This window comes from Streptomyces sp. NPDC002513, assembly GCF_053595355.1.
Window position 1 is genome coordinate 101,513 of sequence record NZ_JBSFXK010000005.1, and the last position, 14,135, is coordinate 115,647.

At 72.9% G+C, this 14,135-nt stretch carries 12 protein-coding genes and 1 pseudogene; 9 read left to right on the plus strand and 4 right to left on the minus strand.

The window, feature by feature from the left end:
- The first annotated feature begins 6 nt into the window (after positions 1-6).
- Together ACWD5Q_RS05690 and ACWD5Q_RS05695 are read left to right on the plus strand one after the other, a co-directional pair.
- Positions 7-2,454: a SpoIIE family protein phosphatase gene (locus ACWD5Q_RS05690; RefSeq protein WP_451425738.1), complete on the plus strand. Its 2,448-nt coding sequence runs from the start codon at positions 7-9 to the stop codon at positions 2,452-2,454.
- A 65-nt stretch (positions 2,455-2,519) separates the two neighbouring features.
- Entirely contained in the window at positions 2,520-2,705 is a 186-nt protein-coding gene (locus ACWD5Q_RS05695; RefSeq protein ID WP_451425739.1) for a hypothetical protein, read from the plus strand.
- Between the two features lie 4 nt (positions 2,706-2,709).
- Here the strand turns inward: ACWD5Q_RS05695 and ACWD5Q_RS05700 are convergent.
- A pseudogene (locus tag ACWD5Q_RS05700) lies at positions 2,710-3,958 on the minus strand (YncE family protein).
- 529 nt (positions 3,959-4,487) lie between these two features.
- Here ACWD5Q_RS05700 and ACWD5Q_RS05705 point away from each other — a divergent pair.
- Entirely contained in the window at positions 4,488-5,945 is a 1,458-nt protein-coding gene (locus ACWD5Q_RS05705; protein ID WP_451425740.1) for an aldehyde dehydrogenase family protein, read from the plus strand.
- A 254-nt stretch (positions 5,946-6,199) separates the two neighbouring features.
- Here ACWD5Q_RS05705 and ACWD5Q_RS05710 read toward each other — a convergent pair whose 3' ends face one another.
- Positions 6,200-7,219: a M56 family metallopeptidase gene (locus ACWD5Q_RS05710; RefSeq protein ID WP_451425741.1), complete on the minus strand. Its 1,020-nt coding sequence runs from the start codon at positions 7,217-7,219 to the stop codon at positions 6,200-6,202.
- Between the two features lie 4 nt (positions 7,220-7,223).
- On the minus strand, positions 7,224-7,649 hold the full coding sequence (locus ACWD5Q_RS05715) for a BlaI/MecI/CopY family transcriptional regulator (protein WP_451425742.1): 426 nt from the start codon (positions 7,647-7,649) through the stop codon (positions 7,224-7,226).
- A gap of 190 nt (positions 7,650-7,839) precedes the next feature.
- On the opposite strand from ACWD5Q_RS05715, the gene ACWD5Q_RS05720 reads away from it, so the two are divergent.
- From ACWD5Q_RS05720 to ACWD5Q_RS05745, 6 genes are all read left to right on the plus strand, one after another.
- A complete protein-coding gene (locus ACWD5Q_RS05720; protein WP_451425820.1) occupies positions 7,840-9,201 on the plus strand; it encodes a glycosyltransferase in 1,362 nt (453 codons plus the stop codon).
- Between the two features lie 72 nt (positions 9,202-9,273).
- Positions 9,274-10,026, plus strand: a complete 753-nt coding sequence (locus ACWD5Q_RS05725) for a polysaccharide deacetylase family protein (protein ID WP_451425743.1) — start codon at positions 9,274-9,276, stop codon at positions 10,024-10,026.
- Positions 10,027-10,116: 90 nt separating this feature from the next.
- Complete coding sequence (locus tag ACWD5Q_RS05730) at positions 10,117-10,641, plus strand: MarR family winged helix-turn-helix transcriptional regulator (RefSeq protein WP_451425744.1); 525 nt, start codon at positions 10,117-10,119, stop codon at positions 10,639-10,641.
- Between the two features lie 201 nt (positions 10,642-10,842).
- On the plus strand, positions 10,843-11,931 hold the full coding sequence (locus ACWD5Q_RS05735) for an S-(hydroxymethyl)mycothiol dehydrogenase (RefSeq protein ID WP_451425745.1): 1,089 nt from the start codon (positions 10,843-10,845) through the stop codon (positions 11,929-11,931).
- Positions 11,931-12,560: an MBL fold metallo-hydrolase gene (locus ACWD5Q_RS05740; RefSeq protein ID WP_451425746.1), complete on the plus strand. Its 630-nt coding sequence runs from the start codon at positions 11,931-11,933 to the stop codon at positions 12,558-12,560. Before ACWD5Q_RS05735 ends, ACWD5Q_RS05740 begins: the two co-directional genes overlap by 1 nt.
- Positions 12,561-12,660: 100 nt before the next feature.
- Positions 12,661-13,575 carry an SDR family oxidoreductase gene (locus ACWD5Q_RS05745; protein ID WP_451425747.1) on the plus strand — a complete coding sequence of 305 codons (915 nt, stop codon included), beginning with the start codon at positions 12,661-12,663 and terminating at the stop codon, positions 13,573-13,575.
- Positions 13,576-13,582: 7 nt separating this feature from the next.
- Here the strand turns inward: ACWD5Q_RS05745 and ACWD5Q_RS05750 are convergent, their stop codons facing one another.
- On the minus strand, positions 13,583-14,134 hold the full coding sequence (locus ACWD5Q_RS05750) for an RNA polymerase sigma factor (protein WP_451425748.1): 552 nt from the start codon (positions 14,132-14,134) through the stop codon (positions 13,583-13,585).
- Position 14,135: the final 1 nt, after the last annotated feature.

A 14,135-nucleotide genomic window follows, 5' to 3' on the forward strand; every position in this document is an offset into this window, starting at 1 on the left:
TGCAGTGTGGGCAGTGAGAGCGCTGCGGGACGCAGAACGAGAACGCGGCGTGCGGAACTTGCCCTCAAGACGCTCACCGCGGACCTCGAACCGCGCGAGCGGCTGCGCCGGGTCCTCGAACAGGCCCTCGCCTTCACGGGGGCGACCCTCGCCGCCGTCTACGCCCCGCACGAGGACGGTGAGGGGCTGCGGCTGACCGAGTCGGTCGGTGTGCCGAGGGCCCTGTACGGGCTGCGCGACGTCCACCCTCTTCCCGCGGGGTCTCCCCTGGCGGACGCCCACCGCTGCGGTGAGCCCCGGTGGCTCGCCCCCGAGGACCTCGGCCGCTGCGCCGACGCGGGCCATCTGCCGGACCCGGACTTCTGGATGGGGGTGCTGCCCCTGCGCGACGGTGGCTGCCTGGCCGCCGTCACCGATCATCCGGACGGCTTCGACGCCGAGGACCGCGAGTGCCTCCAACTCGTCGCCGAGGCCGTCGCGGGCCCCGGGCCGGCCCCCGCCGGTCCGGGCAGACGGGTCGGCAGCTCGTTCAGCCTCGCCTTGGACAGCGGCCGGGTCGAGGTCGACGGCCAGATGCTGGACCTCTTCGGCATCGATCCGGACGAGTTCGACGGCAGGGTCGATACCCTGCTCGCCCGGACCGTGCCGGAGGACGTGCCGGGCCTGATGTCCGTCGTCGAACCCGACCGTCTGTCCGTCGGCGACCGGGAACTGGAGTTCCGGATCCTCCAGCCCTCCGGCGAGCCGAAATGGCTGCGGCTGCGCGGGCGGCTGCTGCCCGGGGAGGGGGACCGGCCGACCCGGCTCGTCGGTGCGGTGGCCGAGGCCTCGAAGCTGCGCCCGGCCGTCAGCGACGTCACCCGCATCCAACGGCTCGCCGCGGCCCTCGCCACGGCCGGTACCGTCCGCGACGTCAGCGCAGCCGTGGTCGCCGCCCTGCGCACACCCCTGGGGGCGGACCGTATCGCCCTGGCCGAGCTGGAGTCCGACCGGCTCGTCGTCACCGTCCTCGACCCGCCCGCACCGGAGGCCTGGCCCGAACTGTGGCGTACCGAATGGCGCACCGAGTGGCCCGACGCTCCCGTACGCGCCATGCCGACCCTCGCCGCCGCGCTGCGGGAGGGCCGGGCGGCGATCTGGCCCGCCGGCACGGACCTGGAGCCCGCGCTCGCCGACGTGGGGCCCGGCGGCCTGGTCGTGCTGCCGCTGCCCGCGGGCGGACAGACGGCCGGCGCCTGCCTCATCGGCTGGGACAGCCCGCACGACTTCACCCCCGACGAACGCGCCCTGCTCACCGCCGCCGCCGGCCTCGCCGGACAGGCGCTCGTGCGCGCCCACGCCTTCGACGCCGAACACGAACTCATCGGCATGCTCCAGCGGGCCCTGCTTCCGCGTCGCCTGCCCCGGCTGCCCGGCGCCGACGCCGTGGCCCGCTATCTGCCCCCCACCGCGGGCCTGGAACTCGGCGGCGACTGGTACGACGTGATCCCGCTGCCCGACAACCACGCCGCCCTCGTCATCGGCGACGTACAGGGCCACAACGCCTCAGCCGCCGCCCTGATGGGCCAGATGCGCACGGCCCTGCGCGCGTACGCCGCCGAGGGCCACCCCCCTGACGTCGTCGTCTCGCACGCCAACCGGCTTCTCCTGGATATGGAGTCCGACCTCTTCGCCACCTGCTGCTACATCGACGTCGACATGGAGGAGGGCACCGCCTGGTGCGTCCGCGCCGGACACATCCCGCCGGTGCTGCGCCATCCGGACGGCAGAACGGAGATCATCGAGGTGGAGGGCGGACCGCCGCTCGGCGTCGTCAGCCAGGCGGACTTCCCGATGACCCCGCTACGGCTGCAGCCCGGCGCGGTCGTCGCCCTCACCACGGACGGGCTGGTGGAGACCGCCGAGACCAGCCTCGAGAACGGCCTCACCCGGCTGGCCCGGGAACTGTCCGCCGCCGATCCCGGGCACCTCGGGCTCGTCGCGGACGCGCTGCTCGCCGAGGCCAACCGCAGCGATGACGTCGCCCTCCTCCTCATCCGCTACGACGGGATGGCGGTGCGCCCGCTGCGCGAGACCTGGTCGGTGTGGCGCGTGCCCGAGGCGGTCCGGCACGCCCGCCGCTTCACCAGGCGCGCCCTGCGTACCTGGGGCGTGGCGCAGGAGGACCTCGACACCGTGCTTCTCGTCACCTCCGAACTGGTCACCAACGCCCTCGTGCACACCGACGGCCCGGTCCGCCTCGACCTCACCCTGCTCAACCGCCGGCTGCGCGTCGCGGTCGCGGACGCCTCGCCGCGTACGCCGGTCAAGCCGACGAGCATCGGCTGGGAGGCCACGGGTGGCCGCGGCATCCTGCTCGTCGAGGCCCTGGCGGGGGCGTGGGGGACGCTCCCGGTGAGCGGTGGCAAGCAGGTGTGGGCGGACCTCTTCCTGGAGCACACGCCGACAGGTTGACGCACAGCGCCGGGCCCTGATCCGGGGTGGCGGCGCGCTCGGCGGATCCGCCGCGGGGCCGGCCGGTGCGGGCCGCCCTCCCGTCCTCGTCGGCCCGCGGTTCCCCGGAGCAGCGAGCGGGCGGGCGGCTTGCGCTGACCGCCTCCGGCACCGCGGCCGTGGAGTACGCGCTGGTCACGAGCGGTGCGACGGCTCCGTCCGCGTCCGTGCTGAGCGCGGGGCGGACGGAGCCGTCGGCGTGGGCGGCGTAGGCGATCAGCGAGCGGAGGGACTCGTCCAGTCCGCCGGGACATGGGCCAGGCGCACCCGCTGCGGGTGGTCGCCGACCGGGACCGAGGCGACCTTCTCGCCGGTCGAGAAGTCGATCGCGGTGACCTGGTCGGCGCCGCTCTCGGAGATGACGCAGTCCTTGCCGTCCCCGCTCACGGTCGCCCAGTAGGGTTTGGCGGCGGTGACGAGCGGGCCCTCCTGGAGGGTCGCGCGGTCGACGACGGTCGCGTAGTCGTCCATCGTGCCCGCGACGCACAGCTTGGTGCCGGACGGGTTCATCGAAATGCCGTGGTGGCGTGAGTCGTTGACCCACGTGGTGCGGTCCTGCTGGTCGCCGGGTTCTTCGGCAGGGTCTTCACCCGGGTGATCTTGTCGGCGGCCACGTCGTACTCCAGGAAGCCGTTGAAGAACGACACCTGGAAGTAGAGCTTGGACTCGTCGGGAGTGAAGACGGCGGGACGTACGGCGTCGGAGAAGTCCTTGAGGCCGATGGCGTCCAGCCGGCTGCGCATGTCGATGACCTTGACCTGCTTGAAGGTGCCGGCGTCCACGACCGTGAGGTGACGGTCGCCCTTGGTCAGTCCCACGCCGGGTCGTCGAGCGAGGTGTTGACGTCGCCGATGGCCATGTTCCAGAGGTACTTGCCGTCCTTGGTGAAGATGTTCTCGTGCGGCTTGTCGCCGGTGGCGAACTCACCCAGTTCCCTGCCCGTTTCGATGTCGAGGACCTGCACCTTGTTGGCGGTGGAGGCGGAGACCGCGACCCGGGTGCCGTCGGGGGAGACCGCCATGTGGTCAGCGCGGTAACCGGCCACCGGAAAGCGCCAGTTGATCCTTCCGGTGGTCAGGTCGATGGACACGACGTCAGCGAAGCTCGGCCGGGAGACGACCATCGACCGGCCGTCCGGCGTGGAGTACATGTCGTCGACGAACTGGTCGTGCCCCTCGCCGACGCTGTTGCGGATGGCCATGAAATAGATCCACTTGATGGGATCGGCGTTGATCTCCGCCAGTCGCTCGGCCTTGTCGGGGATCACGTTGACACGGCCGATCCTCGCGAAGTCGCCGCTCGACCGGATGACGTCGGCGGTGCCGTCCCAGTTGTTGCCCACGAACATCACCTCGCGCAGCGCGGCCGAGGAGTCCTGAGCGGAGGCCGCCGTCGCCGTCCCGCCGGCGGTCAGGGCGAGGGCGGCGGACAGGGCGAGCAGGTACCGGGGTCTGAAGGCAGGCATGGTGGGGGTCCTGTCGTCGATGGGGTGCGGTGAAGGCCGTGAATCCTGGTGCGGGCATGACAATGTGGCGGCGGTGCGGTGCCCGGCGGGGCCGGGCGGTGCGACTCGGCGATGGTGAATACGGCTGCGCGGAGGATGACTTACTGGAAAGTAAGGAGGGGTGGCCCTCTTCACAAGACTCCGTGCGCGACAAATTCGAACGAGAGGCGAATGGACGGGCAAGTGAGGCGAAGGAGTGCGTGACGGGCCGGCTCGGACGGCCCACGGAGCGGTACGAGCCCCGCCTGTGTCCGTTTCCCCCGGGCCGTGCGGCAACGGAGTTCGCCCCTGGCTCGATTTCGCCGGTGCCGAGACGGTCCGAAGGAGAGGCGCACGTGTAGCGCTTGACATTCCGGGAGGTCGGCCGGAGCATCGCGAGTGAGATCGGTGAATGAGTTTTCACTGGGCGAACAAATCGTGGCCGCAGTGGACTTCTCATGCCGTGGTCCACAGACGTACTGCCGTAGCTACGTACCGAAGGAAGCCGCCCATGCCCGTCACCCGTGAACTCGTCATCGGCGGCAAGGACGTGCCCGCCGCGTCCGGCCGTACCACCGCCGACGTCAACCCCTACACCGGCGAGACCTACGCGACCGTCGCCGCTGCGGGGCCGGAAGACGTCACGCGGGCGGTGGACGCCGCGGACGCGGCCTTCGCCGAGTGGGCAGCACTCGCGCCCTTCGCCCGCCGCGCCATCTTCCTCAAGGCGGCCGACCTGCTTCAGTCCCGCGGCGAGCAGGTGGCCGAGATCATGGCGCACGAGGCGGGCGCCACCCGGCCGTGGGCATTGTTCAATGTCTCCCTCGCCGCGAACATCCTGCGCGAGGCGGCGGCCGCGGTCACCGCGCCGCGTGGTGAGGTGCTCAGCGCCCAGGAGGAGGGCGCGCTCGGTCTCGCGGTCCGTGAACCGCTGGGCGTCGTGGCCGCGTTCGCCCCCTGGAACGCGCCGGTGATCCTCGGCGTACGGGCGGTCGCGGCGCCCCTCGCGGCGGGCAACACGGTCGTCGTCAAGCCGAGCGAGGACGCGCCGATCGCCTGCGGGCTGCTGATCGCGGACGTACTGCGCGAGGCCGGGCTGCCGGACGGCGTGCTGAACGTGGTCACCAACGCGCGGGAGGAGGCCGCCGGGGTCGCCGAGGCGCTGATCGCCGACCCGCGGGTCAGGGCGGTGAACTTCACCGGCTCGACCAACGTGGGGCGGATCATCGGCGAGCACGCGGCCCGTCATATCAAGCCCGCGGTCCTGGAGTTGGGCGGCAAGAACGCGGTGATCGTGCTGGACGACGCCGACGTGGACTACGCCGTCGACGCGGCCTGCTTCAGCGTGTTCATGAACGCCGGGCAGATCTGCATGTCCGGTGACCGGATCCTCGTCCACGAGTCGCTCGCGGAAGAGTTCACCCGGAAGTTCGCCGAGAAGGCCGCCTCGCTGCGGGCGGGTGACCCGACGCATCCCGGGACCGTGGTGGGGCCGCTGGTCAACATGGCGGCCGCGCAGCGGGTGGCCGGGCTGGTGAAGGACGCGGTGGCCAAGGGAGCCCAGCTTCTCATCGGCGGCGAGCCCGAGGGCGCGATGTACCCGGCCACCGTGCTCACCGACGTGCCCAAGGACGCCGACCTGTACTACGGCGAGGCCTTCGGCCCGGTCTGTGTGATCGACACCTTCCCCGACGACGACACCGCGGTGTCCCTCGCCAACGACACCGACAACGGCCTGACCTGTGGGATCATCACCGAGAACGCCACCCACGGCCTGGCCGTCGCCCGCCGGGTGCGTACCGGCATCGTGCACATCAACGACCAGTCGGTGGCCGACGAACCGCACGCGCCCTTCGGCGGGGTGAAGGCATCCGGCTACGGCCGCTTCGGCGGCCGGTGGGGCATCGAGGCCTTCTCCAACACTCGCTGGGTCACCCTCGCGGGCCGGCACGCGCACTACCCCTTCTGAGTGGAGGGGGCTTCCGGCGGCGAGGACCGGGCCGCCCGCGCGGAGACCGCGGCGCGGGCGGGGGTGGGCACGCCCCGGGCAGCCGCCCGCGCCCGTGCCGACCGGCGGATCGTCGGGGTGCCGCCGTTGCGTAGGCTTCCGCCCGTGGACCTCGCCACCCCGGCCGAGGACCTCCGGCCGCTCGCGGGACCGGCCGCCGGAGGGCGATTCCACCGCCGACCAGGCCCGTACTGGTGCGTGGCGCGGTGGCCGTCCTACTCGTCGTGCCGCTCGTGCCCTCCGCACAGGTGGTCGAGGCGGCAGACGCCGTGATGCTCCGGGGTGGAGCCGCTCCGTGGGGTGGCGGGTGTCCTCGCGTGCGCCGCGCACTCGGCGCGCTGCGCGCTCTTCACCATCTGCTCGCTGTCGGACGCGGCGTTGGCCAGGCTGGTGCAGCACAGGGCCAGCAGCAGGGCGCCCGCGACGAACGGCAGGGTCCGCCTGGGCGGCGGGGGAGCGAGCAGCGCACGTACGCGCTGCGGCACCGCTCCGCCGGTCGCGGCCAGTGCCATGGGGCGGGACGCGTCGGCGGCGGTTGCGAGGGCGGCTCGTCCGACCGCGCGGGCCACGACCGTACGGCTGCCGATCCGCGCAGCGGCCTCCTCGTCGGCCCAGCGCTCCAGGACGAAGGCGCCCGTCGTCACAAGGGGCCGTAGGAGCGGATTCACGGCTGCCGCGAGCCGCCAGACGGCCTGGAACACGGAGTGCCTGCCCCGCAGATGGGCTCGCTCGTGCGCCAGCAGGGCCTCGCGCTCGCCGTCGCTGAGGCAGCGCAGCATGCCCCGGGACACCACGATCCGCCCCGGCACGCCCGGCAGCGCGAACGCCCGTGGCGCGTCGTCGTCGAGCACGGCCAGTTCCGTGTCGCCGGGCAGCCGGGCGCACTCCCGGCGGGCCCACGCGACATGCCGGGCCTGGCGCACGGCGGCGACGGCCAGTCCCCCGCAGGACGCCGCCAGGGTGAGGGTCGCCGCCAGTGCGGCCGCCGGATACACCGGGTCGGCGGCGCGCAGGGCGGACACCGACCAGCCGCCCTCCTCGGCGACCTCCGGTATCTGGGCGAACCCCGTGAACGCCAGCAGGGCGAGCGAGCCCGTCCAGCCGGCCGCCGTCACCAGCGCCGCGCAGGCCAGGGCCCATGCGGCGGGGCGCGGGGCCAGCCTCCGGACCGGCCGGGGGGCGAGCACCGTGAGGACGGCGGTGACCAGGAACGGTATGTAGACGCTGATCAGCACCGGCTCAGCGCCTCTCGTCGAGGTGTCCGCCGCCCTCGCGCCCGTCGTGCCCCGACAGCAGCCGCTGCAGCAACTGCTCGTCCTCCTGCGACAGTTCGGAGACGAACCGGGTCAGCACCGCCTCACGGTCGGAGCCGTGCTCCAGCAGTGTGTGCATCCGCTCGGCGGTGTGGGACGCCTCGTCGCGGGTCGGCTCGTACGCGTAGCCGCGGCCCTCGCGGTGCCGGACCAGCAGGCCCTTGTCGTGCAGCCGGGTGAGGATCGTCAGGACGGTGGTGTACGCCAGGTCCCCCGGCAGTCGCCCCCGGACCTGCCGCGCGGTGAGCGGTCCGTCGGCCGCCCAGAGGGCGGCGAGCACCCCGCTCTCCAGTTCGCCGCGGGCCCGCCTGCCGGATGCCCCGCCGGCCTCGTCGTTCCTCCGGTCGTGCACCGTTCACCGCACCCTTCGCCGCTCGGCTCCTCAGACTACCCGGCGGTACTACTACTGCATGTAGGAAGTATGCTTCGGGCTTCGAAACGCGAACTACTACATGTTGTAGAGTTCTGCCGCTCCCTTCTGTGCGGAGGACAACCCCATGCCCCAGTCTGCGCTGTTCGGCCCTGCCCGACGAACGGCCCCGATGCCCGCGCTCGCGGGCGCCGCCGGGCGCTCCCGAGCCGTGACGACGCCCCCGGGGCGGGTCACCATCGTCTCCGCGAGCGTCGGAGCCGGTCACGACGGCGCCGCCGCCGAACTGGCCCGCCGCCTGGGGGCGGCCGGATTCGACGTCGACCGGTACGACCTGCTGGACCTGCTGCCCGCCCGGCTCGGCCGGGCCGTGAAGGACGGCTATCACCGGATGCTCGTCCGCGCCCCCTGGGCCTACCAGCGGATCTACGCCAGCACCGAGCGCGCCGGGGGCGGCGGCCCGATGGCGCGCGCCCTCCTGCGTGCCGCCGAGGAGCGGGTGCTGCGCGCCCTGCCTCAGGGCACCGGCGCGGTCGTCTCCACGTATCCGGGCGCCAGCCGGGTGCTGGGCAAGCTGCGTCTCGACGGCCGGCTGACCGCGCCCGTGCTCACGTACCTGACCGACTTCTCGGTGCACCCGCTGTGGGTGGCGGACGGCGTGGACATCCATCTCGCGGCCCATGCGGTGCCCGCCGCGCAGGCCCGGGCCGCCGGCGCCTCGGACGTCCGGGTGTGCGGGCCGGTGGCCGATCCGCGGTTCCGGCCCGGTGGCGTGGGGGAGCGCAGCCGGGCGCGCGAGCGGTTCGGACTGCCGGCGCGCGCGCCCCTGGCGCTGCTGGTCGCCGGTTCCTGGGGCGTCGGCCCCGTCCGGCAGGTGGCCCTGGAACTGCGCGACTGCGGAGCGGCCGTACCGGTCGTCGTCTGCGGCCGCAACGAGGCCCTGGCCGGGCGACTGCGCGCGGACGGCATTCACGCCTACGGCTGGGTCGACGACATGCCCGGGCTGATGCACGCCGCCGATGTCCTCGTCCAGAACGCCGGGGGCCTGACCTCCCTGGAGGCGTTCGCCACGGGCCTGCCCGTCGCGAGCTATCGCTGCATACCCGGCCATGGGCTGACCAACGCCGCGGCCCTGGACGCGGCGGGCGTCGCCGTCTGGATCCGCGACCCGGCCGAACTCAAGCCCGTGCTCACCGATCTGATCGACGGACCGCTCGGGCCGCGCCAGCGTGCGGCGGGCCTCGCGCTCTTCGCCGCCGACCCGGATGGCGGCCCCGCCGCCGAGATTACGCGGGTCCACCGCCCAGGGCTGTCATCCTGGGGTCCGGTCCGCGCGGGCCGGCGGACGCGCCACGGCATCCGCCGGCTCGCCGTCACCACCGCCGCGGCGTGTGCCGTAGGGGCCTGCGCCGTCGGCACGGGCGTCATGACGACGTACGGCGGCCCCGGCCTCAGGTACGCCATCGGACACGGCCTGGACCTGGACGACCTCGCACCGGGCCACGACCCCCGTCCGGGGGGACACCACTCGTGACCGCCGCACGACTCCGACCGGAGGGACTCGACTCGTGACCGCCGCACAGCCCCGACCGGAGGGACTCGACCGGTGACCGCCGCACGCCTGATGCGCGTGGCCGCCCGCGCCGCGCTGCCCGCCCTCGCCGCCGCCCATGTCGCGCCCGTCGTCTCCACCTTCGGACCCCTGCGCAACCGCGTCATGCCCCGGCTGTCCGGCCGTGGCCGGGCCGGCCATGTCGCCCTCACCTTCGACGACGGCCCCGATCCCGTCTCCACCCCGCTGTTCCTGAGGCTGCTCGCCGACCGCGGTGTGTACGCCACCTTCTTCCTGCTCGGCAACCAGGCGCACCGCTCACCCGGCCTGGTCCGCGACATCGCCGCGGCGGGCCACGAGATCGGCATCCACGGCTGGCTGCACCGTCCGCTGCTGCTGCGCGGCCCACGCGCCACCTACGACGACTTCGCCCGCGCCCGGGACACCGTCGGCGCCATCACGGGCCGGCAGCCGCGGCTCTTCCGGCCTCCCTACGGCGTCATGTCGGCCGCCGCGCATCTGGCCGCCCGCCGCCTCGACCTCACCCCGGTGCTGTGGACCTGCTGGGGCGAGGACTGGACCGCCCGCGCCACACCGCGATCCGTGCACCGCACGGTGACGGCCGACCTCGACGGCGGCGGGACCATCCTGCTGCACGACTCCGACTGCACCTCCGCGCCCGGCGCCTGGCGGTCGGCACTGGGCGCGCTGCCGCTGGTCCTCGACACCTGCGAGCAGCGCGGATACGAGGTCGGGCGGTTGGCCGATCATGGATGGCCCCGCCTGCCGGTGGCTTCTACGGCGTAGGACGGCGGCGTAGCGCGGCGGCGTGGGGAGGCGGCGTGGGGAGGCGCCCAATTTACTTGAGTTAGGCAACGATATGGTAAACTCCCGGATATGCCCACCTCACAGCCGCGTTCCGCCCCCGCCTCACCGGAAGTGATCGATATCGAGCGAGCGCTCAGTCGCATCACTTACCTGAGCACGCGCGCCCGGCAGCACGACCGTCTGATGGCGCTGGCGGGTGTGCCGCTGGACCGTGCCGCCGTCGCCCTGCTGCGGCAGATCGCCGACTCCGAGCCGCTGCGCCCGGGCGAGCTGGCCAACCGGCTCGGAGTCGAGGCCTCGCACGTCACCCGGCAGGTGCAGCAGTTGGAGAAGTCGGGCCATGTCAGTCGGGTGCCGGACCCGGACGACCGCCGCGCCCAGCGCATCGAGCTCACCGCCCTGGGGCGGGAGGCCATCGACCGCATCCGCGAGACCGGCGTCCGTGGCATGCAGGCGGCCCTCTCCGCGTGGTCGCCCGAGGAACTTCGGCAGCTCGCCACCCTCTTCCACCGCATGGTCGACGATTTCCTCGCGCACTCCGCCGATGACGAGCCCGCTCAGGAGATCCGCACCACCGCACGCCCCGCATCCTGACCCCGCCCCCCGAGCCCCGCCCCGCGCGTGCGCCGGTCGGCCGTGCACGGTGCGCGCGGACCCCGCGTCGAGCCGATCCCGTATCCCTCGCGCGGAATACGTGCACAAGGGGTTCCCACCACGCAATGATCATGGGTGTGGGCCGCCGTGGCCCGCTCCGGGCGCATCGCGCCCGCACCACCGACGGAAGGCAGCAGCACCATGGCGCAGGAAGTACGCGGCGTGATCGCCCCTGGCAAGAACGAGCCGGTGCGGGTCGAGATGATCGTCGTGCCGGATCCGGGTCCCGGTGAGGCGGTGGTGCGCATCCAGGCGTGCGGTGTCTGCCACACCGACCTGCACTACAAACAGGGCGGCATCAGCGACGACTTCCCGTTCCTGCTCGGCCACGAGGCGGCCGGCGTCGTCGAGTCGGTCGGCGAGGGCGTCACCGACGTCGCCCCCGGCGACTTCGTGATCCTCAACTGGCGGGCGGTGTGCGGCGTGTGCCGTGCCTGTCGGCGCGGCCGCCCCTGGTACTGCTTCGACACGCACAACGCCACGCAGAAGATGACCCTCGCCGCCACCGGCCAGGAACTCTCCCCGGCCCTCGGTATCGGCGCCTTCGCGGAGAAGACGCTGGTCGCGGCCGGACAGTGCACCAAGGTCGACCCGTCCGTCTCCCCGGCCGTGGCGGGCCTGCTGGGCTGCGGTGTGATGGCCGGCATCGGCGCCGCCATCAACACCGGGAACGTCGGACGCGGCGACTCCGTGGCCGTCATCGGCTGCGGCGGCGTGGGCGACGCGGCCATCGCCGGGTCGTATCTCGCGGGCGCGGCGAAGATCATCGCGGTGGACATCGACGACCGCAAGCTCACCACCGCGCGGGAACTGGGCGCGACCCACACCGTCAACTCGCGGCAGACCGACCCCGTCGCGGCGATCCGCGAGCTGACCGGCGGCTTCGGCGCCGACGTCGTCATCGAGGCGGTCGGCCGCCCGGAGACCTACGAGCAGGCCTTCTACGCCCGTGACCTCGCCGGCATCCTCGTCCTCGTAGGCGTTCCCACCCCGGAGATGAAGCTGGAACTGCCGCTCCTCGACGTCTTCGGACGCGGCGGGGCGCTCAAGTCGTCCTGGTACGGGGACTGCCTGCCCTCCCGCGACTTCCCCATGCTGATCGACCTGCACCTGCAAGGGCGCCTCCCGCTCGACAAGTTCGTGACCGAGACCATCGCCCTCGACGAGGTCGAGAAGGCCTTCGAGCGGATGCACCGCGGTGACGTGCTGCGCTCGGTGGTGGTGCTGTGATGACCACCCGCATCGACCACCTGGTCACCTCCGGCGCCTTCTCCCTCGACGGCGGGACGTGGGAGGTCGACAACAACGTCTGGATCGTCGGTGACGACCACGAGGCCATCGTCGTCGACGCCGCCCACGACGCCGACGCCATCGCCGAGGCCGTCGGCGACCGGCGGTTGCGCGCCATCGTGTGCACACACGCCCACAACGACCACATCGACGCCGCCCCCGCCCTCGCCGAGCGCACCGGCGCGATGATCTGGCTCCACCCGGACGATCTGCCGCTGTGGAGGATGACCCACCCGGACCGCCTCCCCGACCGTTGGCTGGACGACGGCCAGGTGATCGAGACGGCCGGCACCGATCTGACCGTGCTGCACACCCCGGGGCACGCCCCCGGCGCGGTCTGCCTCTACGACCCGGGCCTCGGCACGGTCTTCACCGGCGACACCCTCTTCCAGGGCGGCCCCGGGGCCACCGGACGCTCGTTCTCCCACTTCCCGACGATCATCGCGTCGATCCGCGACCGCCTGCTGACCCTCCCGCCCGACACGGTGGTCCGCACAGGACACGGCGAGTCGACGACCATCGGCGCCGAGGCACCCCACCTCGACGAGTGGATCGCGCGCGGCCACTGACCCGACGTCGCGCCGGAACACGGGCGCGAAAAGGCGACAGAAGATGTCCGGCTTCCGCGAAACGATCGACGCACACCACTTCACGACGCGGAGGTCGGACATGGCAAGGCCACTCGAAGGCAAGGTCGCACTGGTCGCAGGAGCGACGCGGGGCGCGGGGCGGGGAATCGCCGTGGAGCTGGGCGCGGCCGGCGCCACGGTCTACGCCACCGGCCGCAGCACCCGCGCGCGACGCTCCGCGTACGACCGGCCCGAAACCATCGAGGACACCGCCGAGCTGGTGACGGCGGCGGGTGGGCACGGCATCGCCGTACCCACCGACCATCTGGTCCCCGCCGAGGTGCGCGCCCTCGTGGAGCGCATCGCGGACGAGCAGGGGCGCCTGGACATCCTCGTGAACGACATCTGGGGCGCCGAGAAACTCTTCGAGTGGGACAGCCCCGTCTGGCAGCACGACCTCGACAAGGGACTGCATCTACTGCGGCTCGCCATCGACACGCACGCCATCACCAGCCATTACGCGCTGCCCTTGATGCTGCGTCACCCCGGCGGCCTGGTCGTCGAGATGACCGACGGAACCGCCGAGTACAACCGCGACACCTACCGGGTCTCGTTCTTCTACGACATCGCCAAGGCGGCGGTGCTGCGCATGGCGTTCGCCCTCGCCCACGAGCTGGGGCCCCGCGGCGCCACCGCGGTCGCCCTCACCCCGGGCTGGCTGCGCTCGGAAATCATGCTCGACGGGTACGGGGTGACGGAGGAGAACTGGCGCGACGCCCTGGAGCGCGAGCCGCACTTCGGTATCTCCGAGAGCCCCTCCTACGTCGGCCGGGCGGTCGCCGCGCTGGCCGCCGACCCCGGGGTGACCCGCTGGAACGGCGCCTCCCTCTCCAGCGGGCAGCTCGCCGGGGTGTACGGCTTCACGGACCGCGACGGCAGCCGCCCGGACGCCTGGCGCTACATCGTCGAGGTCCAGGACGCGGGCAAGCCGGCGGACCCGACGGGATACCGCTGACCGGGCCTCACACGGTGCCGGACAGCCAGGGCCTGACCTGTCTGCGCGCCTCGTGCAGACGGGACTTCAGCGTGCCCAGCGGGACCCCGAGCCGTTCGGCGACCTCCGCGTACTCCAACTGGCAGATGTCCCGGTAGACCAGCGGCGCCACCAGTTGCGGATGCTCGCGCTCCAGCCGCTCCAGGGCCTCCAGCAGGTCGATGCGGGACCCGGCGATCACGCTGGTGCTCCGCGGATCCACGTGCTGGGTCGCGTCGATGGCGCCGGGCTGCTCGACGGCCCGGCGCTTGAGCTCCCGGTACTTCTGCCGCGAGCAGTTGGCGACCACCGTGTACAGCCACGTGCTGAAGCGACTGCGGCCCTGGAACGTGGTGATCTTCCGCGCCACCTGCAACAGCACGTCCTGGGCCGCCTCCTCGGCATCCTCCCGGCACGGCAGGAACCGCCCGCAGCGTCGCAGCACCTCCGGCCGGATCTCGTGGAGCAGCGTGTCCAGGGCCACTCCGTCACCCGCCGCCGCGCGCTGAGCGAGCTCCTCGGAGTCCGCGGCATCCCCCACT

What these genes read in the sequence shown, in the direction of transcription:
- ACWD5Q_RS05705 (WP_451425740.1), top strand. Translation starts at nt 4,488, where the DNA reads ATGCCCGTCACCCGTGAACTCGTCATCGGCGGCAAGGACGTGCCCGCC.
- ACWD5Q_RS05745 (WP_451425747.1), top strand. Translation starts at nt 12,661, where the DNA reads ATGGCAAGGCCACTCGAAGGCAAGGTCGCACTGGTCGCAGGAGCGACG.
- ACWD5Q_RS05735 (WP_451425745.1), top strand. Translation starts at nt 10,843, where the DNA reads ATGGCGCAGGAAGTACGCGGCGTGATCGCCCCTGGCAAGAACGAGCCG.
- ACWD5Q_RS05720 (WP_451425820.1), top strand. Translation starts at nt 7,840, where the DNA reads ATGCCCGCGCTCGCGGGCGCCGCCGGGCGCTCCCGAGCCGTGACGACG.
- ACWD5Q_RS05740 (WP_451425746.1), top strand. Translation starts at nt 11,931, where the DNA reads ATGACCACCCGCATCGACCACCTGGTCACCTCCGGCGCCTTCTCCCTC.
- ACWD5Q_RS05730 (WP_451425744.1), top strand. Translation starts at nt 10,117, where the DNA reads ATGCCCACCTCACAGCCGCGTTCCGCCCCCGCCTCACCGGAAGTGATC.